The following is a 21,582-nucleotide window of genomic DNA, read 5'->3' as shown; positions in this document are numbered from 1 at the left end:
AATGATGCCAGCAAGACTTGTAAAATGGGACTGCGTTTCTTTGACTCCGCGGAAAACTGCTCCTATATTTGGAGGGCACTTCAAAACTTAGGAAATCATATGCAGATCACGAAAAAATGGTGGAAAGAATCCGTTGTTTATCAGGTTTACCCGCGCAGCTTTAAAGACAGCAATGGTGACGGGGTTGGTGATTTGAATGGCATTTTAGAAAAACTTGATTACCTGCAGCGTCTGGGAATTGATGTGATTTGGTTGTGCCCGATGTTTAAGTCTCCACAAGACGACAATGGTTATGACATCAGTGATTATCAGGACATACATACGGAGTTCGGTAGTATGGCTGACTTTGACCGACTCCTGAAGGAGATGCACAAACGCCGAATGAAACTGGTTTTAGACTTGGTCGTGAATCACACCAGTGACGAACATCCGTGGTTTATTGAATCGCGCTCTTCCAAAAGCAATCCGAAAAGAGACTGGTATATCTGGCAAGATGGTAAGAACGGGCAAGAACCTAATAACTGGGAAAGTATTTTTGCGGGATCGGCCTGGGAGTATGACGAGACCACGAAGCAATACTACATGCATTTGTTTTCGCGCAAACAGCCGGATTTAAACTGGGAAAACCTTGAAATGCGCGAGGCCATTTACAAGATGGTGCGTTGGTGGATGGATAAAGGGATTGATGGATTCCGTATCGATGCCATTAGCCATGCTCGCAAGGAACCGGGTTTGGCCGACATGCCCAATCCTCATGGCTTGAAATATGTGGATTCAACACCTAAGCATCGTAACGTTCCGGGCATTTTGGATTATATCACCGAGCTTTCGAAAAATACTTTTAATAAATACGATGTCATGACCGTGGGTGAAGCGAATGGGGTCAGCGCCGAAGAGGCTTCGGAGTGGGTGGCGGAAGATCGTTTGCGCCTGAATATGCTCATTCAATTCGAGCACGTGGGCTTGTGGGAAGAGAAAAAGAACGATGTCTTAGATATCGTAAAAATGAAATCCATCTTCACGCGTTGGCAAAGGCAACTTCATGGAGTGGGATGGAATGCATTGTTTGTTGAAAATCATGATGTGCCACGAATTATCAATCAATGGGGCGATCCAAAGAACTATTGGCATGACAGTGCGACGTGCATCGCGACCATGTACTTTTTCATGCAGGGAACGCCGTTTATTTATCAAGGCCAAGAGATTGGCATGACCAATACGGTTTTCAAAGGCCGCGAAGATTTTGATGATGTTCGCGCACGAAACCAATTTGAAATTCGCCGAGCAGAGGGTTTTACGGATGAGCAAATCACGGCTCAGCTCGCTGATGTTTCGCGCGATAACGCGCGCACGCCGATGCAGTGGAATTCTTCTCCTCAAGGTGGATTTACGACGGGTAAGCCGTGGTTGAAGGTGAATCCCAATTTTCCGCATATCAACGTTGAGCAGCAGCTTGAGGATCCTGGATCTATTTTTAATTTCTATCGTCGTATGATCCAGCTACGCAAAGAACATGCGGTCTTTGTCTATGGAACCTATGAACTTGTGATGCCCGAACATTCGCAGATCTATGCTTATGTTCGTAATTTAAATGGCGAAAAAGTTTTGGTGATTTGTAACATGACGGCTCGTCCGGCTGAAGGTGTTGTTCATGAGGTTTCATTGTCCGGGGCGCAAACGCTTTTGACTAATAAAACGCCGCGCACGTGGAGTGATTCAGGAGTAAATTTAGAGCCTTTCGAGGCTCACGTGTTGAGGCTGTTATAAAATACGGCGAAAAAGTGACTATTTCTGTTTGCGTTTTTCCTGAATGGCGGCGTCAGTGTCGTCGCCTTGGATAAAGTAGCGTACGCCAAGATTAAACCCATATTGGTCGGCCCACTCGTTGGACTGTTTGGTTAAGGAGTACGAGTACTTCGTTTCCAAAACGGCTCCCCAGCGGCCATTATTCCACGCTTCCCACTGGATGCTCCAATCAAGTCCTGACTCGCTGGCCTCGGTGGCCGTAGTGTTGATTCTTTGCCCCGTCGGAAAAGCGTCATGGACAATCATGGATTCCCCCATCGGATAAGACGTGTATACGCCTAGCGACGTAGAAAAATAAGATCCAAACCAATGGCGATAACCCATCGTAATATGAAAAGCTTGAGTTTTTTCAGCGACACTCAAGCCCCCTTGCTCCCGGATATAGAGCTTATTCATGTAGATCGTCACGATTTCTAAGCTTCCGTTATCGCTAACGTCCCCTAAAACCGTCAACGCGGGACCGGAAAGATAGGGTGTCGAAATGGCGGGATCAGAACCCTGATAGTGAGTGCGATAGACATAGTTGCCTAAGATGGCTGACACGTTTCCGCGTTGAATACTGTAAGCAGAGGCATTTTTTGGAATCCAAAAGCAGATAATCAGCGACATGATCCCAAAAGACAGTTTAAAGTCATTCATAGAGGAAGATTAAAAGCTCCCTCAGAAAATACAATGAAAAAGTACTGCGCCTTTGCAGTTTCAGAGCAGCGGAGATTATGCGACGACTTGTTTTTCTTCTATCAGCACTTTTTTTGGTGAGCCCGCCGGCAATGGCGCAGCTGCTTAAAGAAGATCCCCATCGCAAAGCTTGGGATGAGTCTTTGATGGATGACAATCGCGCAATCTCTGAATGGTTTGACGGGATGGCTGAGGGTTTAGATCTTTTTTTAGCCGGGAAGAAATATTCAGAGCGAAAAAATGATACACGTTTTGAAGTGGAAACAGGACTTTTTTATTCGGAAAAAACCGCTTTTTCCGATGCGACCAGTTTTAATTTAAATCTGCGCTTACCGAATGTTGAAGAATACTGGCATCTGACTTTTTCTTCTTACGATGAAACCAAAGAACGCAGCGCCACGCAAACTTATCTAAGACAAGAGGCCCGTGAACGGAATTACGGGGCTCGTGTCGGGTTTTTTAAAAAGTTAGGAAACATTCGGACTTCGTTTCAGCCGCGTTTAGGTTTTGCAGGTCGCTTTCAAATTTCGCATTCCCTGACGTTTGAAAGTGTGGCGGAAAGGCCAAACGGTTATCGGGTCAACCCCAAGTTAGAGTTTTATGCCGATGCCGCAGAAGGGGCCGGTATTTTTTCTTCTTTCAACTTTAATTTTCACTTAAGTCATAATCTAAGCCTGACCTTCATCAATGAAGGCGATTATAAGGATCGTTCCCATCAATTTGCCGTGACCAACGGGGTGAGCTTAGGACAAAGATTTAGCGCCACCAAGCTTATGAACTACGGTGTGTTCTTTAATTTTTCAAATGAGCCTAATTATCAGCTCGCGGAATACATCTTACAGCCTTCGTGGAATCATATGCTGTATAAAAACATGTTCGGCTATGAAGTCGTTCCTTACCTGAATTTCAATCGCGACTTTGATTACGCTGGTTATTACGGAATCATGACGTACCTGCGATTTTATTTCTAAATTTTAAAGTAAACGGACCATCGATTCCTTCCTGTATTTATGGTTGTTATGGGCTCGGCAAAGCACTTGCAGGTTGTCGACATGGTGATTCCCTCCCGCCCACTGCGACCGTCGGTGATCTATTTCTAAGTTAAAGGTACTGCCACAGATTTTTCCGGTAACGGGGTCTTTAAACTGGCAGCAGGGATTCTTTTTAAGGATGTTTCTTCGGGTTTTCGGTGTGAGTGTTTTGTTTTCACGCGGGGATGTTTCCGTGGTAGACACGGTTTTCTTTTTTTCGTGAAGAAATGAAGATGTCAATAAGCCAATGACACTCGCCAAACTCACGTCTCCATTCTCGGAGAGTAAAATCGAGGCGGCTTCGTCTCGGCACTCTAAAAGTTGCTGATACTGCTCTTTAGAAAGCGTTATTTGAAGATGAACAGACTCATCTTTTTGTACAAATGTTTTTTCGGGAGCTTTGAGTTCAAGATCCAGGCTCCTGGAAATCTCTCTCTGAGTCTGTCCGATGTTTTTCTGTGATATAGCCCGGGCTATATCAGCTTTTTGGATATTTGAGACCACTGCGCCCGTTTTTTCTTTTTCCTTAATAGCGCGAGAAAGCTCTGACACCTGAGAAAGATTTAAGTGCCCGGACTCGATTTGGGCGCCGACTTCGGGGACGGCTTTCATAAGTCGGGCGGCGGAAATTCTTCGCATGGCGGCTGATCCCGAATATGAGCATTCTTGAATCAAATAATCGTAAAGTGAAGAGTAAGCTTTTTCTAAATAGAGTTTTCTGACATCAATTTCGTTAATATGTTCTAAAATACTGTGCAACGTTCGGCGCTCGTGGGCGACTAGGATTTTCAAATTTGCTTCGAGTTCGCTATCAGATAATTTCTTGATCATTCCATTCACCCATTCCTTGTCCGAAGGCTGTCCGAGGTGCGACCTTAAGCAGGGGAGAAAGGGGGCTAAGCTGGCACCAAGGTTTTAGAAGCCCCTGTGAAACAAGATATATGCCGTGCAAATGGGATGAAAAATGACTCCATGCAGAACCGCATCGGTGGTGAACTGGAATTTAATTCGACAAACATAAAAACAAATTGACACTAAAATCTAATTCTATAAATATAGAATTAGATTTTAGGAGGGTTTATGTTTAACACCCAAGAATTTAAAGAAAAAATTAAAACCATGGCGGGCACAATGAAAAGTTCAGGTCGTGGGGATCTTCCGGCAGATATCGAATTTAAAATCATCTCTGAGCTAGAGGCTATCTTTCTGAAAATGTCCGAAAAGTTCGCGCGTCCAGAACCCACTGTTCATGGACTTGTGGGAAAAGCCGCGATGACGGATCTTGTGGAGCGCATGGAGTGCGACTTTTCGATGAAATTAGCCAAAGACATTCAGCACGATGTTCATCGCAATGTCGAAATCGGCAAGATCAAGATAGCTTTTTTAGATGGCGTTCGTCGGGCTTTAATGTCACTTCAGGTATAAAATGAACGTCATTGGGATTTTAAAAGCACTTAGCGATGAATCGCGTTTAAGCATTTATCAGTTATTGATAGAGCGGAACGCTTATATCGAAGTCATCTCTGAAAGACTAAAACTGGCGCCCTCGACGGTGTCGTTTCATCTGAAAAAACTGAATGAAGTGGGACTGGTCACGTCTTATCGCGACCAGTATTACACGATTTATTCAGCAAAGACGGACGTGTTAGAGCTTTCCGTGAAACAACTGCTTTCGCAAGCCAAGGTCGACTTAAAAGCGCAGGATAAAGAAGAAGAGCAATTTAAAGAAAAAACACTGAAAAGCTTCTTTAAATACGGAAAGCTTATAAAGATCCCCACGCAAAAAAAGAAGCGGGAGTGGGTGTTAGAAAAAGTCAGCCACAGCTTTCAAGGAAAGAAGTCTTATTCTTTAGAAAAAGCGCAACAGATTCTGGCCGAGATATATGCAGAAGATCCGGGATTGCTTTTAAAAGAGCTGCAGACGGCGGGGCATCTGCAGCTTAAAGAGAATTTGGTGTTGGTGGTCTCTTGATAAGGTATTTAAGCCTGATCCCAGGCTTATCTTTTGGGTCTGAGATCTTCCACCGAGGTGGTCGTTTTGCGAGGAGCTCGAACTTCGGCTTTTTTCTCTTCGTAAAACTCGCCTTGGATCATGCGCATCGGCATTTCATCAAGGGCTTTGATTGTTTCATGCAATTTGATAGCGCGGGCTTTTAGGGCATTAAGCCATTTGGGCATTTCATTCTCCGGTCTAAGGTGCTTGATCCTTATTCTAGTGAAATGATGTGTCGTTTTTGGGATTTTCCGCGCTAGCCCTACCTTTCCTGGACGCACCTCCAGGTATCTATGAGCCATCTTCAAATTTAATGCATCGCAACCTCCGTAGCTGCTTTTGTTATTTTACCGAAAAATCTCGTGTTATTAGCTCCTAAATTGATGCATCAACGCGGAGTTTTCGTTAAATTAACCCCCTAGGGGACATTTATGCAGCCAGGATCAAAACCAGAAAATAAATTTGTGCAACCGACCGACGTTAAATCTGTTTTAGCCATGGCTAAAAAACCTAAAAAGGTCGTGGTCACCGCAGGCATGCCGTATGCGAACGGTCCCTTGCATTTGGGTCACTTAGCAGGGGCTCATGTTCCGGCCGATATTTACGCACGCTGGATGCGGATGTTGATCGGGGCTGAAAATGTTCTGTTCGTGAATGGCAACGATGACCATGGGTCTACCAGCGAAGTGGCGGCGGTGAAGGCCGGCAAAAGCATTCGCGAATTTATCGACACGATTCATGAACAACAAAAAGACACTTTAAAAAAATATTCAATTCAAACCGACGTGTTCACGGGAACTTCGCGTCCTGAGACTTATCCGTTGCACGAAGCTTACTCGCAAGATTTTCTGCGTCGCCTGTATAAAAACGGAGCCCTGGAAAAGCGTGTGACCAAGCAGTGGTTCGATTCCAAAATGAATCGATTCCTTCAAGACCGCTTCGTGCGCGGCACGTGCCCGAACTGCGGTAACACCGAGGCTTATTCTGATGAGTGTGACGCTTGCGGAACTCAATTTGATCCAAGCCAATTAAAAGATCCGCGCAGTCAATTGAGTGATGCGATTCCCGAACTTAAAGATACGGCTCACTGGTGGCTCAATATGTGGAAGACTGCCGATCCACTGAAAACTTGGATTGAGACCAAGCAAAAAGCATGGCGTGCCGGTGTGGTTCAAGAAGTGATCAATACCGTGCTTATCGGTTGCCGTTTTGAAAATCAGTTTGAAGATAAATATAAAACTATTAAAGACACATTGCCGAAGCATAAATCTCGCTACGTCGCTGGAAAAAAAGTAGAGTGCCTGTTTGATTCCAAAGCCGATCTGGCGAAAGCTCAAGGCACCCTGGAAGCGGCCGGCATTCCGTCGGTCGCGACAGACAAATGGGCCTATCGTCCGATCACGCGTGACGTTTCTTGGGGGATTCCGGTTCCGCCAGAAATCGATCCAGAGATGAAGGGGAAAACTCTTTATGTTTGGCCGGATTCCCTCATCGCGCCGATCGTGTTTACTCAAGTGGCTTTAGAAAAATCGGGTCGCAGTAAAGATCTTTATAAAGAGTTCTGGTGTGATCCGGAAGCGACGGTGGTTCAGTTTTTGGGCCAGGACAATGTTTTTTTCTATGTGATCATGCAAGGCTCGATGTGGTTGGGTCAGCAGGAACATCCTCTGCAATTGCCGCAAAAAGGGGACTTGCAGATGACGGAAATTTTAAGCGTGTTCCATTTGATGGTGAACGGCGAAAAAATGAGTAAGTCTAAGGGGAACTTTTATACCGGCGATCAGTTGTTAGAGATGGGTTATTCTAACGATCAAGTTCGGTATTTCTTGGCCTTGTTAAGCTTGCCCGTGAAAGCGTCGAATTTTGATTTTGAGCATTTCGCTGAAAGAAACAAGTTCTTAGCAGGTCCGATGAACGCGGCCTTGGAAAAACCGCTGTCCGCTTGTATTTCAAAATTTAATGGAATTGTGCCAGAAGGAAAATTGATCGGCAAAGCGGAAGCTGAAACCGTCAAGCTGGTGCAAATGTATCTGCGTTCGATGCAAAAAGGGGATTATGCCATTTTGTTAGGGCAAATTGAAAATTACGCGCGCCAAGTAAATTCGCTCTTTACGCAATATAAGCCCCACGACGATCGTGCGCCGGGAGCCGAAAGAAAAGATGCTCTTTTCACATGCTTCTATGTGCTTAAAAATCTGATGATCATGCTGGCGCCATTTGTTCCCGACACCATGAATGAGGTTCGTAAGTCATTAAACTTGCCAGAGTCTGTTTTCCGCGCCGAGGAACTTGGTACGGGCATTCCCGCGGGTCACAAGATCAATCCGAAGGGGGTATTCTTCCCGGCAGTCGCCGAAGAGGCACCGGCAAACTAGTACTCGCGTAAGTCGCGGCGCTGTTTGATTCTGTTAATTAAGCCTGAGGTGTCTTCTTGAGGCACCGCGGGTTTTTTAGATTCCCCTAAGACATAGTTCATTCCGGCAAAGCCCGTCACATTCATATCGGACTTATGCAAAGGGCTGTCACTGTTCGCCGCTTGACCGTAAAATCCCACAGAAGCTCCGACCACCCAAGAAAGTCGACCGCTTTTAAAGTTATGGGAATAGGTCAGATCCTGGCTTAATAGTCCGTCTTTAGTAATATAGGCCGCTCGCTCGGCCGTTGCCTTATCTGCGGGAACTCCATAATAAAGCTCTTGCAGCTCGGCGGTGCCCCACTTCACAGAGGCTGAAAGTTTGCCCTGGCTTTCCATCCACTCATAGTCGTGAGTGTATTGGGCTTGGACTTCAAAAATGCCACCATTAAAACGAGTCATATCAAAATCGGTTGTGATGGCTTGATAAGCTCCAAGGCTCAGTTCTATATAAGGAATGTGTCTAGAGACCAGCTGAGGTCCTAGTGCTAACATCCATGGCAGGTTATCCATTCCTCGGCGGGCTTCATTATTTGCGGAATCTAAAGCGGGATATCCCACGCCCGACATCTCCAAGGTCAGATCTTTAGCTTTCAAAAGATAAAGATGCGCCCCTTCGCGATCATCCGCGCGCAGGATTTTTCCGCGGTATTGAAATGTCGGAGCCGGAAGAACAAGATCGGAAAACTGATCGGAAGCGGGGTAGTGTTCGTAGTGAACTGCACCCACCCCAAAACCATAATCCCAATAGGCCTCAGAAGAGTCTTCTTGGGCATAAGCATCGGGGAAAGTAATCAAAGCAAAAATGAAGCTAGCAATCAGAGCTCGGATAAAATGCATTCACCCATCATAACCGAGGACGCATGTGGAATAAAGCAGGTTCCAGGCCTTGATCGAAGACGATCATCAATTTGTTGTCTTTCGCACGTAAAGCAAGACCTTCGGGCTTTACGTCATCAAAGGTATCGACGCGCGAAAGCGTGTCTGTTGAAATTTGCAGATGCCAAAGATAACCAGGTTCGCCGCGATCGGAAGTCGTGCTTAAGTAAATTTCATCACCACTCATCTGCAGATCAGAAAGCAGGCACTCCGTGCCAGCTCCGCCAAAATTCACTGTTTTCCAAACGGAGAGCTCTTCAATACGTTGTTCTTTCAAAAGCACTTCGATGCGGCCCAGGTTTAAAATCAAAGCTTCATTAGGACGAGGCTGAGGATTTTTTAGTCCCAGGTAAAGTTGTCCATCAAAAATAAAATGAGACTCGATATCTAAAGATTGATCCACTTGGTTTTGAATGGCTTGAATATCCGGAATATCAGAATTTTTGATCGCGTGGAGCAGTAGAGATCTCAGTTCCACTTTTTCTAGAAGCACCAGATCTTTTCCTTGGCGAGATACCTTGGAAAATAGATTGCGTGAAAACTTATTAGCGCCATTTTTATTAATGCTTAATGACGACAATAAATACATGTTTCCTTGACCGTCTTGAGTCATGGACTCAATGTCTGTCATTTGCGATAAGTTTTGAACACGCAGGGGAGTTTCATCCACTTGACCACGGTCATCCATCAAGAAAAGATAGGGCGTTTCATTTTTGTCTGTGTCATCAGATGAAAGAACGTAACGATTTAAGTCGCCCAGATAAAGGGCTGAAGACGGCTCAAAAGTTTTTAGTTTCTTCATCAGCTTTTCTGGAACCTGGACTTTTCTTAAACCGCCCGAGGCCAGGGCCGAAGTTGGGCTAAAGGCCCCGCCTGAGAAAATACCCAAAAAACATATGCATAAACCAAGACGTTGGAATAAGAAATTCTGCATGCAGATATCAGATCAGGTTCCAGCGCCTCGGGCAAAGAATTTTTATGACTTTGGACGAGCGCCATGTCGATAGGTCAGGGTCGGGTTTGTAATGTTAGGAACGTGTTAAGAAACCAAGAAACTGGCCGCTAAAAAAGTTTAGAATGCCCGATAAGAACTCATGCAAAAAACGCTTATTCTTTCATTATTGGTGTTAGCTTCCTGCGCTTCAAAACCCGTTTCCTATCCGGTAAAAGCTCCGGCAGGGGCGATGACCTTGGAAAAAGCATTGCATCAGACTCCCGAAGAAACGACGGCCTACTTGAAAGAACATGTTTCGGGCGTTGAACTTTATGACGTGTCAAACTCTGCAGATCCTGCGTCTCATTTGCCAGATTCTTTGCGTGCGTCTAAGGCGCCGGCACTGCCAAAAGAAAAATCTCTAACTCAAGGATTTATCCGTAAGTACCGCGTGTGGACTGCGGAACGTCGCGCGCACCAAAGCGAAAAAGTTCTAAGCACGTTTACTTGTGAACATGCGCCAGAAGCGCAAGCTTTGGGCTTTACTCTAGAAATTGATTTTCCGGCCGAAACAGCGACGACATTGTCTCAACAACTGCATGAAAAAGTCATCTCTTGTGATTACGCGGCTAAAGCCGAAAGTTATTTCCGCTTGGCGATTTTTTCTATCCAAAAAAATGATTGTGCGCGTGCCATGGGTTACTTAAAAGACTTCCCTCCGGCAGAGCGGGGGACAAGTGACCGTTTGGCTTACGTGAAGAGTTTCTGCGTGGGCGCTTCCGAAGTCAGTCAACGCAATCCGTGGAGTGGTTACGGCATTCTTTTAAAAGATGCGCCTAAAGAAAATCGCACTCCGGCGGCATGGTATTTAACAACTCAAAGTGGTTCTGAAGACTGGGATCGTTTGTTGGCCACGTTTGTTGATTTAAATCTAAAAGGTAAAAAGAGCACAGTTCAATATATTGCGAGCAAATTGAATTACGAAACTTTACGCTCTTTGCCTCACTCTTTTCAAGCGTCCGTTTTGGTTATGATGACATACGCGGGGGCGGACCTAGCGGTTTTCCAAACCTTACATCGCTACATCGCCGATCATCCAGAAATGGTTTCTCCGGACGTGACGACCCTTTTATTCCCGACTCGTTATTGGAACGAAATCGTGGAAAACAGTCACGACATGGATCCTATTTTAGTAAAAGCTTTAATACGTCAAGAAAGTGCCTTTAATCCTCAAGCTCGAAGCCGTGCAAAAGCCAGTGGACTGATGCAATTGATTTATCCGACGGCGCGTCGTTTCGGTGTGCCTCGTCCTTCTTTGTTGTTAAAGCCCGATCAGAATATTCAAGCGGGTTCGCAGTTCCTTGGGCAGCTGATCGAAGAGTTTGGGTCGGTGGAATTGGCACTAGCTGCGTATAATGCCGGACCGGGGATTGTGCGTAAGTGGCAAAAAAGATATCCAACAGACAATATCGAGCTCTTTGTAGAGATGATTCCTTACAGTGAAACTCGTGAGTATGTTCGTTTGGTTCGACGCAATTTCCGGGTGTATGAAACGCTTTTAAGTCGTCCCCAACTCTTGGGAGAAACTCGCGGCGACATTCGCTTGCCCGCGTCCACCCCATAAGATCACGGCGTCTCAGGTCGAGGCGCATTTGTAATCCAAAGTGTGGAGAAACTGTTTAAGCTTTGTTCACTTTACGCCGAATAATTAGGTGTGAAAAATAACTATTTCATCGGACTTTTTGCGGTCTTTTCTTTTGGAATGTTCCTGTCAGCGTGTGATCGCGTATCATCAAGCGGTCACTCGAGCGTCCTCATTCAGATGCCGACCGTAGAGCAAATGCAAAAGATGTCTCAGTCGGATGTTTCAACAATGTCATCAATCGATTTACAAAAACTGTGTTTTGCGGTCAACGTCAATGGGCCTGGGATCGCGAGTGTTCCCGCCACCACGTGTGATGTTGAACGTGGCACTATCGCGGGCGCTATCGGCCCCGGTGGTGAATTGTCGGTGGACGTTGAAATCGGGATGGAGCGCAATTTTGAATTGTATGCCTTTTTAAGGCAAAGCACGGAGCCTTGCCCAAAGGTGGCAAAAACCGGATGGAGTTGGCCTATCGAGCGAATTTATTATTTAGGCAAAGCTGAGAACGTCGATGTAAAGCCAAACGTTATTGTTGAAATTCCATTCACAGTCCCCAGTCAGTCGCAAAACATCGCGGTTCAAAAATCCTGGCCTGCAAGCTGCCTAGCAACTACCAAGACCGCTCCTAAACGTGCCGGGCGTGTTGTCAGTGGGGCCAGCGTGATGGTTTCTCCGATGAATTATAAAGTGTATTCCAAAGTCGGTCCTTTCAATGACGAAAAGACTTTAGGAACCAACTACAAGATTAAAAACTGGAAGGTCAGCCAATGAGAAAAAATCTTTTCAAGTCCCTGTTGGCAGGAATGTCCTTGAGCATCTGTTTAAGTGTCTTTGGTTTTCAAGCCCATGCAGGATTTACCTATGAAGGTTCTTTGGTGGACCCTTCCGGCAATGTGGTGACGAACTCGTCGGTTCAATTTGTTTTAGAGATTTTAAGTCCAGGGTCTGAAGCCTGTGTGTTATTCCGTGAATCACATACTTTGGATATGTCGGCTTCAGAGGGGTATTTTTCTTTAAACGTCGGAACCGGCACGGTGATGGGAAGCTATCCCACGCTCCTTCGTGTTTTCCAAAATCACGGTACCATGAATGGTCTTTCTTGCGCGACGGGTTCAACTTACGCGCCGGGAATTAATGACGTGCGCCGCATGCGGGTGACCATCTATGTTGGTGGTGGTGCGGCGGATGTGGTGGGCACATTGACGATCAATCCCGTTCCAATGGCAGATACGGCACGTACGGTCGGTGCCTTTGAAGCCCAAAGTCTTCTCCGTGCCGTGGACGGTTCGAACAATCCTGTCGGCGTTCCTGCATTTAATCCCGCGCAAGTCACAGAGTTAACAAATCTTATCGCCGGTACCTCATCTTTGTATGCGCCTGCGGGCGGAAGTGGACCGGTGGGTGCCGCGGGAGGGGATTTAGTCGGAACTTATCCGAATCCTATGTTAGCAAACAGTGGCGTGACGGCGGGTACTTATGGTGCGTCGAATATGGTTCCGGTGCTTACCGTCGATCCAAAGGGGCGAGTCGTATCGATTTCCGCTAATGCGATTAATGGTTTAATGCCCATGCCGGGGGCGGCAGGTGAAGTTTTAAGATCCAACGGTACAGCCTGGGTCGCCCAAGGCATCCGTTTTAATGATATCCGAAATAGTGTGGGCGGCAGTGCCTTTAATACCGGTGCATGCATGGCCAATCAAACGGTGAAGTGGTCTTCGCTGACCGATACGTTTGAGTGTCAGATTATCGGAGCTTTAGACGCCTCCGCGATCGCATCCGGCGTGATTCCTCCCGTTCGCTTAGGGATTGGATCAGCGAATACCTCCACCTTCCTTCGCGGTGATGGAGCCTGGGCACCATTATTTTCCGGTCTGGCAGCGAACTCGGTGCCCCGATTTGATGGCGCTGGATTTCAGAATTCGGCGATCTTTGATGCCGGTGGAAATGTCGGTATCGGAACAAATACGCCAAGTGCAACCTTGTCAGTGAACGGGACCCTTCGTTTTGGCGATGATGGTGTGGGATGTAATTCGGGGCGAATCGGTGTGCTGCGATTTTTTACCGGCAAGATGCAAGTGTGTGATGGCTCCATGTACACCGATATCGGTGGATCTCAGATCTCGGAAACGACGGGCAGTGGCAGTACGGCCGATTTTTCGACCGCAGACACCGTGATCTTTCCGACGGCCTCTTCGGCGTCAATCAGTCTGAACGGAGTTAACGCCGGGATGAAGAAGAGGTTAATCATCTTAAATGCTTCGGCTTACACATACACGTTTTCGGGCAGTTGTTCTACAAGTGTTTACAGTCCGGCAAATGCGGCCGTGACTGCCGCAAGTAAAGTGATTTACGAAATTTATCGTATCAATTATAACGGCACCTGTTTCATAACCTGGAAAACATATAACTAATTGATCTTACCATTTCGGAGGAATCACCCCGGGAGGTAAAAAGAAAACGCCGGTTTGAAACTGGATGCTGATCGATTTTGCTGTCGATTTACGAAGGTCGCGGCCTTGCGGAGCGCCGTTATCTACGATCACCATGCCGTCATCTCCGGCAGAGATATAAGTATGACCGGGGCTCAAACCAGAACCATGCATCAAGAAAGAACCCACAATCGGGCGATAACTTTGAGGATCCCAAGCGGTCCAGCCCGCTTTATAAAGAGCCATTGAGAAATTAACAACCGCGGCGGTGTTGGACCAGATCAGTTGGTTTCCTTTAGCCTTGCTAAAGTCATCGGTCACACGATAACCCGCACGTTGGTAGGCTTGACGTAAAAGTTCGGATTGAAATTCTGCACAGGGAACATTCGGGAAACCGTGACGGACGGCCGTGGCTTCGGTCGCAATCGTCCAAGCGCCGCCGGTTAAGATAGTGCCGGTCTTTTCAAAGTTGATTGAGGCTTGGGTCGCCTTGGCTTTATCCATCATCAAGTAAGATTTGGGGGTAGCGACTTTACGATTTACGGCTTTCACTAATTCATTATAAATAGACTGATACTTTTGACGTTGAGCCGAAGAAAGACTTGCCGGATCCGTACCTTTATTGAGCTTATCACCGAAACGTTTTTTCGCAGAAGTGGTGAAGCCCACTTTTGGTTTGCCGGTTGTTTGGTAATAAGTCGCAAAACCGGCGCCTGGCGCAGCGGCAGCGATGACGGCAAAATTTCCCGTCGTACCTTCGATGTTGCCGACGATGGAAGCAGAAATATATAAACCCCCTGCCGTCGCATTGATAGAAGCGATCTTAGATGCGGGAAAGCTGGATTGGTATTTAGACTGCACACTAAGGACTTTTATTGGATAGACGAAACCTGTGCTGGATCTTTCGATCGCCCCTGAAGAAGTGCGATAGTCCAAATACTTCACTTCAAAGTTTTGTGGGATTTCGATTTGCGTGCCTTCCGGAAGCTCGACCTTAGATTCAAGCACGCCGGATTTTTCATAACGTAAGGTCATGGCTTGGTTGAGTAAAAGCTTTTTACTGGTTTCTAATAGAGAAGGACTTTCAGAGCCAAAACTGGAATCTTCATTACCTGCGGGCTCACGAACTTCGGTGGCTGTCTCTGAGCCTGATTCATCGATGCTGGGAAGATTTGCACCGGGAGCGCAAGCCATCAAAGTTAACAAACAACTAAGTACCACAAGTTTTCTGGCTGGAGTGGTTCCGATCATATAAGACCTCCGTCATAGGACCTTTCGGCCGCTCGCCGCGAGGAATTTAATCTTAGGTGGAACGTTGAAATTGTTTGCAGGATCTTCATCCATAATGCCTATATTCTGGGCATTATGCTGGGGACTTACGTCGAGAAAAAGCGTTGAAACCTGAACAGAGCTTTGGTACTTTGACGGTGCAGTGGCGCTGCGAACTCATCCCTTGAGTTCAAAAAATTCATGCTCCTCACGTGGTCAGGCAGACCTCAATAAGGAGTATCTATGTCTTTCACAAAGAACAAAACCAGCTCTAACAAAACCAGCAACAAAGACGGGTATGACCAATGGTCCGCATTTTACGATCAATATCCTAATCCTACAGTGGCTATGGATGAAAAAAACTTTCCGGCATTTTGGCGACATCACACCGGGAAAAAGATTTTAGAAATTGGCTGCGGAACGGGTCGGCACACGCAAAAACTTGTTGCTAACGGTAATCAAGTTACGGCATTAGATCTATCTTCGGGAATGCTCGCCGTGGCGAAAAAGAAAATCGAGAGTCCTTTAGTCACTTTTAAAGAGGCCGATTTTATAAAAGAGACTTCGCTGGGAACAAATTACGATGTGGTTTTGGAAAGCCTGGTTCTAGAACACGTAAGCGATTTACATCTTTTTTTTGAAAAAGCCGCCCGAGCTCTAAAAACAAAAGGGGATCTGTATCTTTCCGAAATTCATCCTTCGCGCACGGAACAAGGGGTGATGGCCCATTTCAAAGTGAATGAAGACACCGAAGTTCATCTGACCAGTCATCCGCATCGAGAAGAAGATTTTGTTCTGGGCGCCGGCAATGCGGGGCTGAGTTTGATTCGCGCTGAAGATATATTGGGTGACGCGGATTTAGAAAAAATCAAACCGCAGTGGTCGCGTCACTTAGGAAAACCGATGATTAGAATTTGGCATTTTTCGAAAGACTAGCATTTTCTAAATCTAACAAAAAACTTTTCATATGTAAGCCTCCGGCATAGCCCCCTAAGGCGCCGCTGGAGGTGATCACGCGATGGCAAGGCACCACGACCCATAAAGGATTTTTACCGTTCGCACTGCCCACGGCGCGTGATGCTTTCAAGTTGCCGATATTTTTTGCAAGCTGCAGATATGAGATTGTTTGGCCATAAGGAATCAGTGAAAGCTGCCGCCACACTTTCTTTTGAAATTCCGTCCCCACAGGATCTAGCGGCACCTCAAACTGTGTGAGATTTCCGGAGAAGTATTGTTCCATCTGATCCACGAGCTGCGAAAGAATTTTTGCCTGTGCCGATCCGGCGTTCGGGGCGGGAATTTCTTTTTCAAAAGAATAAAGACTGCGTAAACCATTCTCAGAGGCCACCGCAAACATGGGCCCAAAAGGGGTCGAAAATTGGATTTGTGCTAAAGACATTTTATTTTCCTTTCTTTGCCACAGTTCCGGTATAGCCACGCCAAAACAAAGCCGCCGCATATCCGCGCCAAGGGCGCACCCGATTTAAAAGTTCGGGGTGATGATTGTCTAAGGCGCGGGCCAAGATTAAATCCGTTCCGGGAAAAGTATCTGTGCTGCGCAAAACTTTAAGAGCCATATAGTTTGCCGTCCACGGACCGATCCCCCGAATTTTAAGAACTTGTTTTATGAATGCATCCACGTCTTGGGTGGGCTCTAAAGATATTTTTCCGTCTATCAGAGCCTTCGAGAAATCTTTTAAGGTTTGCTTGCGGGTACGTGTGGTTTTTAATTTTTCTAAATCCGCGTCCACGATCTGTTTTGGTGTGGGGAAAAGTTTTATGGGCCCCAGTTCATTTGTTAATCCTGAATCGGTGCCAATCATCTCGATTAAATCGTGAACCAAGGCGCGACCGCGCTCCACGCTGACTAATTGTCCCAGGATAGAAGCTATCGCCACTTCAAAACCATCCCAGCCGGAGGGCAAACGAATGCCGGGGTATTTTTTTAAAATCTTTTTTAAATCCGGATCTTTTTCTAAGGCATTAGCCACAATGACGGGATCAGAATCTAAATCAAACATCGCTCGGATTTTGGATAAGATAAAAATCACGGCCGAGCTGTCCGGAAATTCAATTTCCACCATCAAACAGCTGGAATCCGCGTGGTCTTTGATGCAGACCGTGCCCACCTGGCCATTGTGGTGAACCACGCGAAACATGGTGTCATCCGTGAACCACTCTAAATGCCCCATGCGATGATTTTTATAGGTTTTTAGCAGACCGGCAAAATCAAACGGGGGGCGGTAAGACAGGCTAAGACGCAGATTTTCAGTTTTAGAAATTTTACTGCGGCGAATGTCACGAGGACTTTTTTTAAAGCGATCCTTAAAGGCGGCGTTGAATCGGCGAATGGATTTAAATCCCGCGGCCAAAGCAGCCTCAGAAATAGGAAGTGAAGTTTCCGAAATCAATTTGCGGCTTAAATTCAAGCGATTTTCAAAGGAAAGCTGCTTGGGGGTTTTGCCGATTTCTTTAATAAACAGACGACGCAAGTGTCGAGCTGTCACCCCAAATTGATTAGCAAAATCATCTTCGTTAAAGTCTAAACTTTCTTGCGCATGTAAAACCTTAAGTGCTCTTTGCACCACTGCCGAAGTGCCAATCCAAGCGGGAGATCGCGGAGCACTTTCGGGACGGCAGCGCAGACAAGGTCGATATCCAGAACGTTCGGCTTCAAACGGGGATGAAAAGAATTCGACGTTTTCGCGTCTGGGTTTTGCAGGACAAATAGGACGACAATAAATTCCGGTGGTTTTAACTCCCACGAAGAATTTACCGTCAAAGCGCGGATCGCGCGCGAGCATGGCTTGGTAAAAAATGTCGTCCTGCTTCATGGAAACGACTATACCCCAGGTGAATATGAAAATCTGGCCATTTTCGGACCTCATCCTGCCATGTCAAAATAGCGGTTGAACTTCGCGGCAAGGCAAGGTGCAATAGGGCCTATCACATGAGGTGAAAACGCATGAAAAAACAGGGACTGTTTTTAGCACTTTTTTTGGTGGCCGGATTTTTTGTCTGGAATTTCTTTTTTCCACTAACTCAACCAAATCAAGATAAACGCAACCCCGCCTCCACTAATGCGGGTTACTGTATCGCCTTGCGAGGTAATGGCGAAGCCCAACCAGCCCATTGGGGAGCTTTGGCTCGCAGTGTGGAGCAACTGGGATTACCAAACGCCATGGCGGGGGGAAGTTCCGCGACGATTTCAATGTTCTTATTAGAATCTATGGCGTCTCACCCGATGGTGCGGGGCCAAAATATTCAGGTACAAAAAGAAAGAGCCTCTTTGCTTTTGAAAAGCATGGTGGGATTTTTTGGCGAGGTTCAACGCACGGATTCCTGGAATGATTTTAAAACTCTCTTTGGCATGGCCAAAAACTTAAAAGAAGGGGACGTTTTAAATAACGCCTTATCTTTGGTTTCGGCGAAACAGTTTCAACAAGCCCGAAGCGTGATCAATCATGCCGTGCAGTTGGGGTTGTTTGATGTGAATTCTTTAAGGCCTCTTTTTATTGCCTTGCAAAAGAACGATGTTAAAACTTCGCAGTTCTATATTAGGGAACTGATGGATTCAGTGCAAACTTTCGGAAGTTTTAATGCGCAATCGCCTAATTTATTTTTCCGTGCAGGGATCGTGAATTTTGATCAAGCAGCTAAAACATTTGGTTCGATAGCGGGGTTTTACGCATTAAACAGCGGCAGCGGGGCGCAAGTGAAAAACTGGCAGAAGTTTTTTGATTCCTGCCAAAAAGATTCCATGGGTCTTTCTTGGACACAGATCGTGCAAAAAAATCCTAAATGCGCGGCCCATTTTAGTGAACTTTTCCGTGAAGAATTCTCCCGCGGTCCAAAAGAAGGTTACGAGGAACAACGCATCGGATCCCAGTTCCAGGTCTATCCAACAACGGCGATCTTAACGGGTGTTGCGGTTTCGGAATTTCGTGAAGCACAGTTGGATTATCATCGCCAATTAAGTCCTCAGTTTGGGGCGAAATTTTACGTCACCAACCCCGATGACGTGCGCTTTGGATATTGGGGCGATGCTGAAGATCTGCAAGGAATCGAAGATGCTTTAAATATGAACGACGAAAAAAGCCGTCGTTTTGTTTCTTTGGGTTCAACGACCTGGAGACAGGTGCTTGCATTATCTCCGGCTGAACCCGGTTTATCACCGTTACGCGAATTTACCACTGAAGCCGGTAAGGAGTTTGTTTCGGCTGGGGGGTGGTCTGATTTACATCCGGTGCAAGTCTTAAAGGCGGCGGGTTGTCAGAATGTTTTATACATCACCCGCCAAGGTGCGGAGAGTGTTTTTGCTCAAGGGATTGCTAAAAGACTTTTTGGTTTTGATCGGGATTGGTCAGAAATCAACAATAAAGAAGATTCGCGGGATCAAACTTCGCTGTGGTCATATCTTTATAACTTAGGAAATCCCCACAGCTCTATCAGTCAGGCCCTAAATTCTGCAGGCGCGGTGATGTGCACCAACTGGAATGAATTCCCCGTGCAGACGAAATTTATGGAATTGGTGGAGGATTCTTACCGAGCTTCTTATTGGCTCAACCCTCAGGAAAAGTCAGGAATGTTTTCTAAATTACAACCAAGCCTTAATGAAAAACGAATGGGATGCGCTCTTTAGGAGCGCTTTCCCTCAAATCAGCTCTTACTTTTCTTTTTCAATTTCTTTTAAAACTTCATCTGAAATATTCATGCTGCTGACAGAACGCAAGATCCCAGGATTATTTTCTAAAATCAAATCATAAGCCTTTTCTTTCATCATGCGATCTAAAACCTTGCTGATTTTTTCCATGATGGGGGCAGCGAGTTCACTTTGGCGTTTTTGAATTTCACCTTGGCTTTTATTGACCAACTCACGGTACTTCATCATTTCGCCTTGGAATTCTTGATGACGCTTTTGCAAAGCATCTTCGGACATCACGGCTTTTTTCTTTTCGATGTCATCGTTCATTTTTTTAAGTTCGGCTTCTTTTTTTTCTAATTCTTTTTTCTTTTTATTGAATTCTTCTTCTAGCGTTGCTTTGGCTTTTTTACCCGCAGATGAAGATTGAACAACTTTTTGCATGTCGACGATTGCAATTTTAATGTCGGCTTGGGCAAAACTCGTTGTTAACAACATCAAACCGATCACGAAAGACTTTTTCATGGAACCACCTTTATTTAAAAAATCCTACGCTGCTTCTGGGGGACTTCAAAGATTTCCGGAGCGTCGTAAATCAATAAGCACTTTTGTCTAGGTTCGAAGAATTGAAGCTGGACAGGGTGTTGTCTCGACCACGTACACTTTATATATGCGAGCACTTAAACTGTTTTCACTGTTGGGTCTTATTCTGGTTGCCGGCCTTCAAACTTCTGACGCTTTCACGCGCCGGGTGAATATTGACGGAGAGTCTCAATCCACGGGCGACGCCCTGCAATCTCCTTCGCGATTTGTACCACCTAATGATATCGGCATGCGTATGGCAAAAAGTGCCAGCGCGGGTGTGGGTTATTCTGCCGGAAAAAACTATTGCTACCGTTCGGTCAAATTTATTATCGCCGATGCCATGGGAAAAAATCGGGAGTGCGTGAAATCCCATATGTCCCAAATATCGGCCAAAGATGGGGGCTCAGATCTCTTGAAAGTGGGCTTTGTTTTAGATAATTCTAAATGCGAAACTCCGGGAGCGGTGCGTATTTATAAGGGCGTTCTTCGTCGTGGTTATTCCGCTTCGAAGGGGGATATTCACGGGCACAGCGAAGTTGTGGGGGATGATGGAATGTATCATCACTTTATGTCCACAAGTACGCCGGCAAACGTGTATAATGCGGGTCGACGCATTTTGACGGGGTGTTATTATCCAGACTTTGATAAAATCTCTCAAGGACCTATCGGGAGTTGCCCGAGCGTGGGTTACAAACCAATCCGCGTGAAGAAGAAACAACAGTCGGGGGTGGATTAATGAAATCAGCTCTTATCATCGCAACATTTTTGTCTTTGTCTCTGACGGCTCAAGCCGCCGTGTCTGGCACTTGCGCCATTTGTGCCGACGTTGAAAAGATGACCAAGGTTTACGAAGAAGACGAGGCCAAAGGTTACGACCAGTACAATGACTACTTGGCGCAAGTGAATGAAAAGCTTTCTGCAGACAAAAAAAATCTTTCTGAAGAAATCCGCAGCCTTTTAACTGCGACCATGCTTATGCTAAAAACCGACGCGCATGGCGAGCTTCCAGATTATCTGGTGGCCGTCGAAGACTCTCACCCTAAGGAATTTGCTGAAGCCTTAAAAGATCTGCCGAAAGATCAACGTGAGTCTTTGAAAAAAGAAATGAAATTTTCCCGCGACTTTATGAAAGAGGGCGAAGAGGGGCCCACCACTTCGAAGCTGCCAAAAAATAAAGGCCGATAAGTCCTCGCTCCTTTATTTTAACAAATTACACAAATGCAAATGCCATCCGCGGCGTCTGCTTTCTTATGCTTACGATACAAAAAGCAGGAGAAG

21 protein-coding genes are annotated in these 21,582 nt (G+C 46.0%); 12 read left to right on the top strand and 9 right to left on the bottom strand.

What is annotated here, in order from left to right; all coding sequences use genetic code 11:
* The first annotated feature begins 99 nt into the window (after window positions 1–99).
* A complete protein-coding gene (locus tag AZI86_RS01440) occupies window positions 100–1,767 on the top strand; it encodes a glycoside hydrolase family 13 protein (protein ID WP_061835010.1) in 1,668 nt (555 codons plus the stop codon).
* A gap of 18 nt (window positions 1,768–1,785) precedes the next feature.
* Here the strand turns inward: AZI86_RS01440 and AZI86_RS01435 are convergent, their stop codons facing one another.
* On the bottom strand, window positions 1,786–2,445 hold the full coding sequence (locus tag AZI86_RS01435; RefSeq protein WP_061833311.1) for a hypothetical protein: 660 nt from the start codon (window positions 2,443–2,445) through the stop codon (window positions 1,786–1,788).
* Between the two features lie 77 nt (window positions 2,446–2,522).
* Between AZI86_RS01435 and AZI86_RS01430 the strand changes: the two genes are divergently transcribed.
* Window positions 2,523–3,455 (top strand): hypothetical protein, encoded by a 933-nt coding sequence (locus AZI86_RS01430; RefSeq protein WP_061833310.1) that lies wholly within the window; start codon window positions 2,523–2,525, stop codon window positions 3,453–3,455.
* A gap of 3 nt (window positions 3,456–3,458) precedes the next feature.
* Here AZI86_RS01430 and AZI86_RS01425 read toward each other — a convergent pair whose 3' ends face one another.
* Window positions 3,459–4,346 carry an HNH endonuclease gene (locus tag AZI86_RS01425; RefSeq protein ID WP_061833309.1) on the bottom strand — a complete coding sequence of 296 codons (888 nt, stop codon included), beginning with the start codon at window positions 4,344–4,346 and terminating at the stop codon, window positions 3,459–3,461.
* A 249-nt stretch (window positions 4,347–4,595) separates the two neighbouring features.
* Between AZI86_RS01425 and AZI86_RS01420 the strand changes: the two genes are divergently transcribed.
* Together AZI86_RS01420 and AZI86_RS01415 are read left to right on the top strand one after the other, a co-directional pair.
* Complete coding sequence (locus tag AZI86_RS01420; RefSeq protein ID WP_061833308.1) at window positions 4,596–4,940, top strand: hypothetical protein; 345 nt, start codon at window positions 4,596–4,598, stop codon at window positions 4,938–4,940.
* 1 nt (window position 4,941) lies between these two features.
* The gene (locus tag AZI86_RS01415; protein ID WP_061833307.1) at window positions 4,942–5,487 is read left to right on the top strand and encodes a metalloregulator ArsR/SmtB family transcription factor; all 546 of its coding nucleotides are present in this window, start codon (window positions 4,942–4,944) and stop codon (window positions 5,485–5,487) included.
* 26 nt (window positions 5,488–5,513) lie between these two features.
* Here AZI86_RS01415 and AZI86_RS01410 read toward each other — a convergent pair whose 3' ends face one another.
* The gene (locus AZI86_RS01410; RefSeq protein WP_061833306.1) at window positions 5,514–5,693 is read right to left on the bottom strand and encodes a hypothetical protein; all 180 of its coding nucleotides are present in this window, start codon (window positions 5,691–5,693) and stop codon (window positions 5,514–5,516) included.
* Between the two features lie 246 nt (window positions 5,694–5,939).
* Here AZI86_RS01410 and AZI86_RS01405 point away from each other — a divergent pair, with 246 nt between their 5' ends.
* Window positions 5,940–7,883: a methionine--tRNA ligase gene (locus AZI86_RS01405; RefSeq protein WP_061833305.1), complete on the top strand. Its 1,944-nt coding sequence runs from the start codon at window positions 5,940–5,942 to the stop codon at window positions 7,881–7,883.
* Here the strand turns inward: AZI86_RS01405 and AZI86_RS01400 are convergent.
* Both AZI86_RS01400 and AZI86_RS01395 read right to left on the bottom strand, forming a co-directional pair.
* Window positions 7,880–8,761: a MipA/OmpV family protein gene (locus tag AZI86_RS01400; protein WP_061833304.1), complete on the bottom strand. Its 882-nt coding sequence runs from the start codon at window positions 8,759–8,761 to the stop codon at window positions 7,880–7,882. The two genes, AZI86_RS01405 and AZI86_RS01400, sit on opposite strands and share 4 nt — an antisense overlap.
* A 7-nt stretch (window positions 8,762–8,768) precedes the next feature.
* Entirely contained in the window at window positions 8,769–9,602 is an 834-nt protein-coding gene (locus AZI86_RS01395; RefSeq protein WP_216635882.1) for a hypothetical protein, read from the bottom strand.
* A 292-nt stretch (window positions 9,603–9,894) separates the two neighbouring features.
* On the opposite strand from AZI86_RS01395, the gene AZI86_RS01390 reads away from it, so the two are divergent.
* From AZI86_RS01390 to AZI86_RS01380, 3 genes are all read left to right on the top strand, one after another.
* A complete protein-coding gene (locus tag AZI86_RS01390) occupies window positions 9,895–11,358 on the top strand; it encodes a lytic transglycosylase domain-containing protein (protein WP_061833302.1) in 1,464 nt (487 codons plus the stop codon).
* A 90-nt stretch (window positions 11,359–11,448) separates the two neighbouring features.
* The gene (locus AZI86_RS01385; RefSeq protein ID WP_061833301.1) at window positions 11,449–12,150 is read left to right on the top strand and encodes a hypothetical protein; all 702 of its coding nucleotides are present in this window, start codon (window positions 11,449–11,451) and stop codon (window positions 12,148–12,150) included.
* Complete coding sequence (locus tag AZI86_RS01380) at window positions 12,147–13,790, top strand: hypothetical protein (RefSeq protein ID WP_061833300.1); 1,644 nt, start codon at window positions 12,147–12,149, stop codon at window positions 13,788–13,790. Before AZI86_RS01385 ends, AZI86_RS01380 begins: the two co-directional genes overlap by 4 nt.
* Before the next feature lie 6 nt (window positions 13,791–13,796).
* Here the strand turns inward: AZI86_RS01380 and AZI86_RS01375 are convergent, their stop codons facing one another.
* Entirely contained in the window at window positions 13,797–15,059 is a 1,263-nt protein-coding gene (locus AZI86_RS01375) for a hypothetical protein (RefSeq protein WP_061833299.1), read from the bottom strand.
* Window positions 15,060–15,320: 261 nt separating this feature from the next.
* On the opposite strand from AZI86_RS01375, the gene AZI86_RS01370 reads away from it, so the two are divergent.
* On the top strand, window positions 15,321–16,013 hold the full coding sequence (locus tag AZI86_RS01370; RefSeq protein WP_061833298.1) for a class I SAM-dependent methyltransferase: 693 nt from the start codon (window positions 15,321–15,323) through the stop codon (window positions 16,011–16,013).
* Here AZI86_RS01370 and AZI86_RS01365 read toward each other — a convergent pair.
* A complete protein-coding gene (locus tag AZI86_RS01365) occupies window positions 15,985–16,476 on the bottom strand; it encodes a methylated-DNA--[protein]-cysteine S-methyltransferase (protein WP_061833297.1) in 492 nt (163 codons plus the stop codon). The two genes, AZI86_RS01370 and AZI86_RS01365, sit on opposite strands and share 29 nt — an antisense overlap.
* A 1-nt stretch (window position 16,477) precedes the next feature.
* Window positions 16,478–17,911 (bottom strand): Ada metal-binding domain-containing protein, encoded by a 1,434-nt coding sequence (locus AZI86_RS01360; protein ID WP_061833296.1) that lies wholly within the window; start codon window positions 17,909–17,911, stop codon window positions 16,478–16,480.
* A 131-nt stretch (window positions 17,912–18,042) separates the two neighbouring features.
* On the opposite strand from AZI86_RS01360, the gene AZI86_RS01355 reads away from it, so the two are divergent.
* Window positions 18,043–19,719 carry a hypothetical protein gene (locus tag AZI86_RS01355; protein ID WP_061833295.1) on the top strand — a complete coding sequence of 559 codons (1,677 nt, stop codon included), beginning with the start codon at window positions 18,043–18,045 and terminating at the stop codon, window positions 19,717–19,719.
* A gap of 24 nt (window positions 19,720–19,743) precedes the next feature.
* On the opposite strand, the gene AZI86_RS01350 is transcribed toward AZI86_RS01355, so the two are convergent.
* The gene (locus tag AZI86_RS01350; RefSeq protein ID WP_061833294.1) at window positions 19,744–20,244 is read right to left on the bottom strand and encodes an OmpH family outer membrane protein; all 501 of its coding nucleotides are present in this window, start codon (window positions 20,242–20,244) and stop codon (window positions 19,744–19,746) included.
* 145 nt (window positions 20,245–20,389) lie between these two features.
* On the opposite strand from AZI86_RS01350, the gene AZI86_RS01345 reads away from it, so the two are divergent.
* Both AZI86_RS01345 and AZI86_RS01340 read left to right on the top strand, forming a co-directional pair.
* Window positions 20,390–21,040, top strand: a complete 651-nt coding sequence (locus tag AZI86_RS01345; protein WP_061833293.1) for a hypothetical protein — start codon at window positions 20,390–20,392, stop codon at window positions 21,038–21,040.
* Window positions 21,040–21,489 carry a hypothetical protein gene (locus AZI86_RS01340; RefSeq protein ID WP_061833292.1) on the top strand — a complete coding sequence of 150 codons (450 nt, stop codon included), beginning with the start codon at window positions 21,040–21,042 and terminating at the stop codon, window positions 21,487–21,489. The genes AZI86_RS01345 and AZI86_RS01340 overlap by 1 nt, the downstream gene beginning before the upstream one ends.
* Window positions 21,490–21,582 lie beyond the last annotated feature (93 nt).

The sequence above is a fragment of the Bdellovibrio bacteriovorus genome (genome assembly GCF_001592735.1).
In the GTDB taxonomy this organism is placed as follows: domain Bacteria; phylum Bdellovibrionota; class Bdellovibrionia; order Bdellovibrionales; family Bdellovibrionaceae; genus Bdellovibrio; species Bdellovibrio bacteriovorus_D.
The sequence above is the reverse complement of the archived record's forward strand: the minus strand, read 5'-3'. Positions and strand labels throughout refer to the sequence as shown.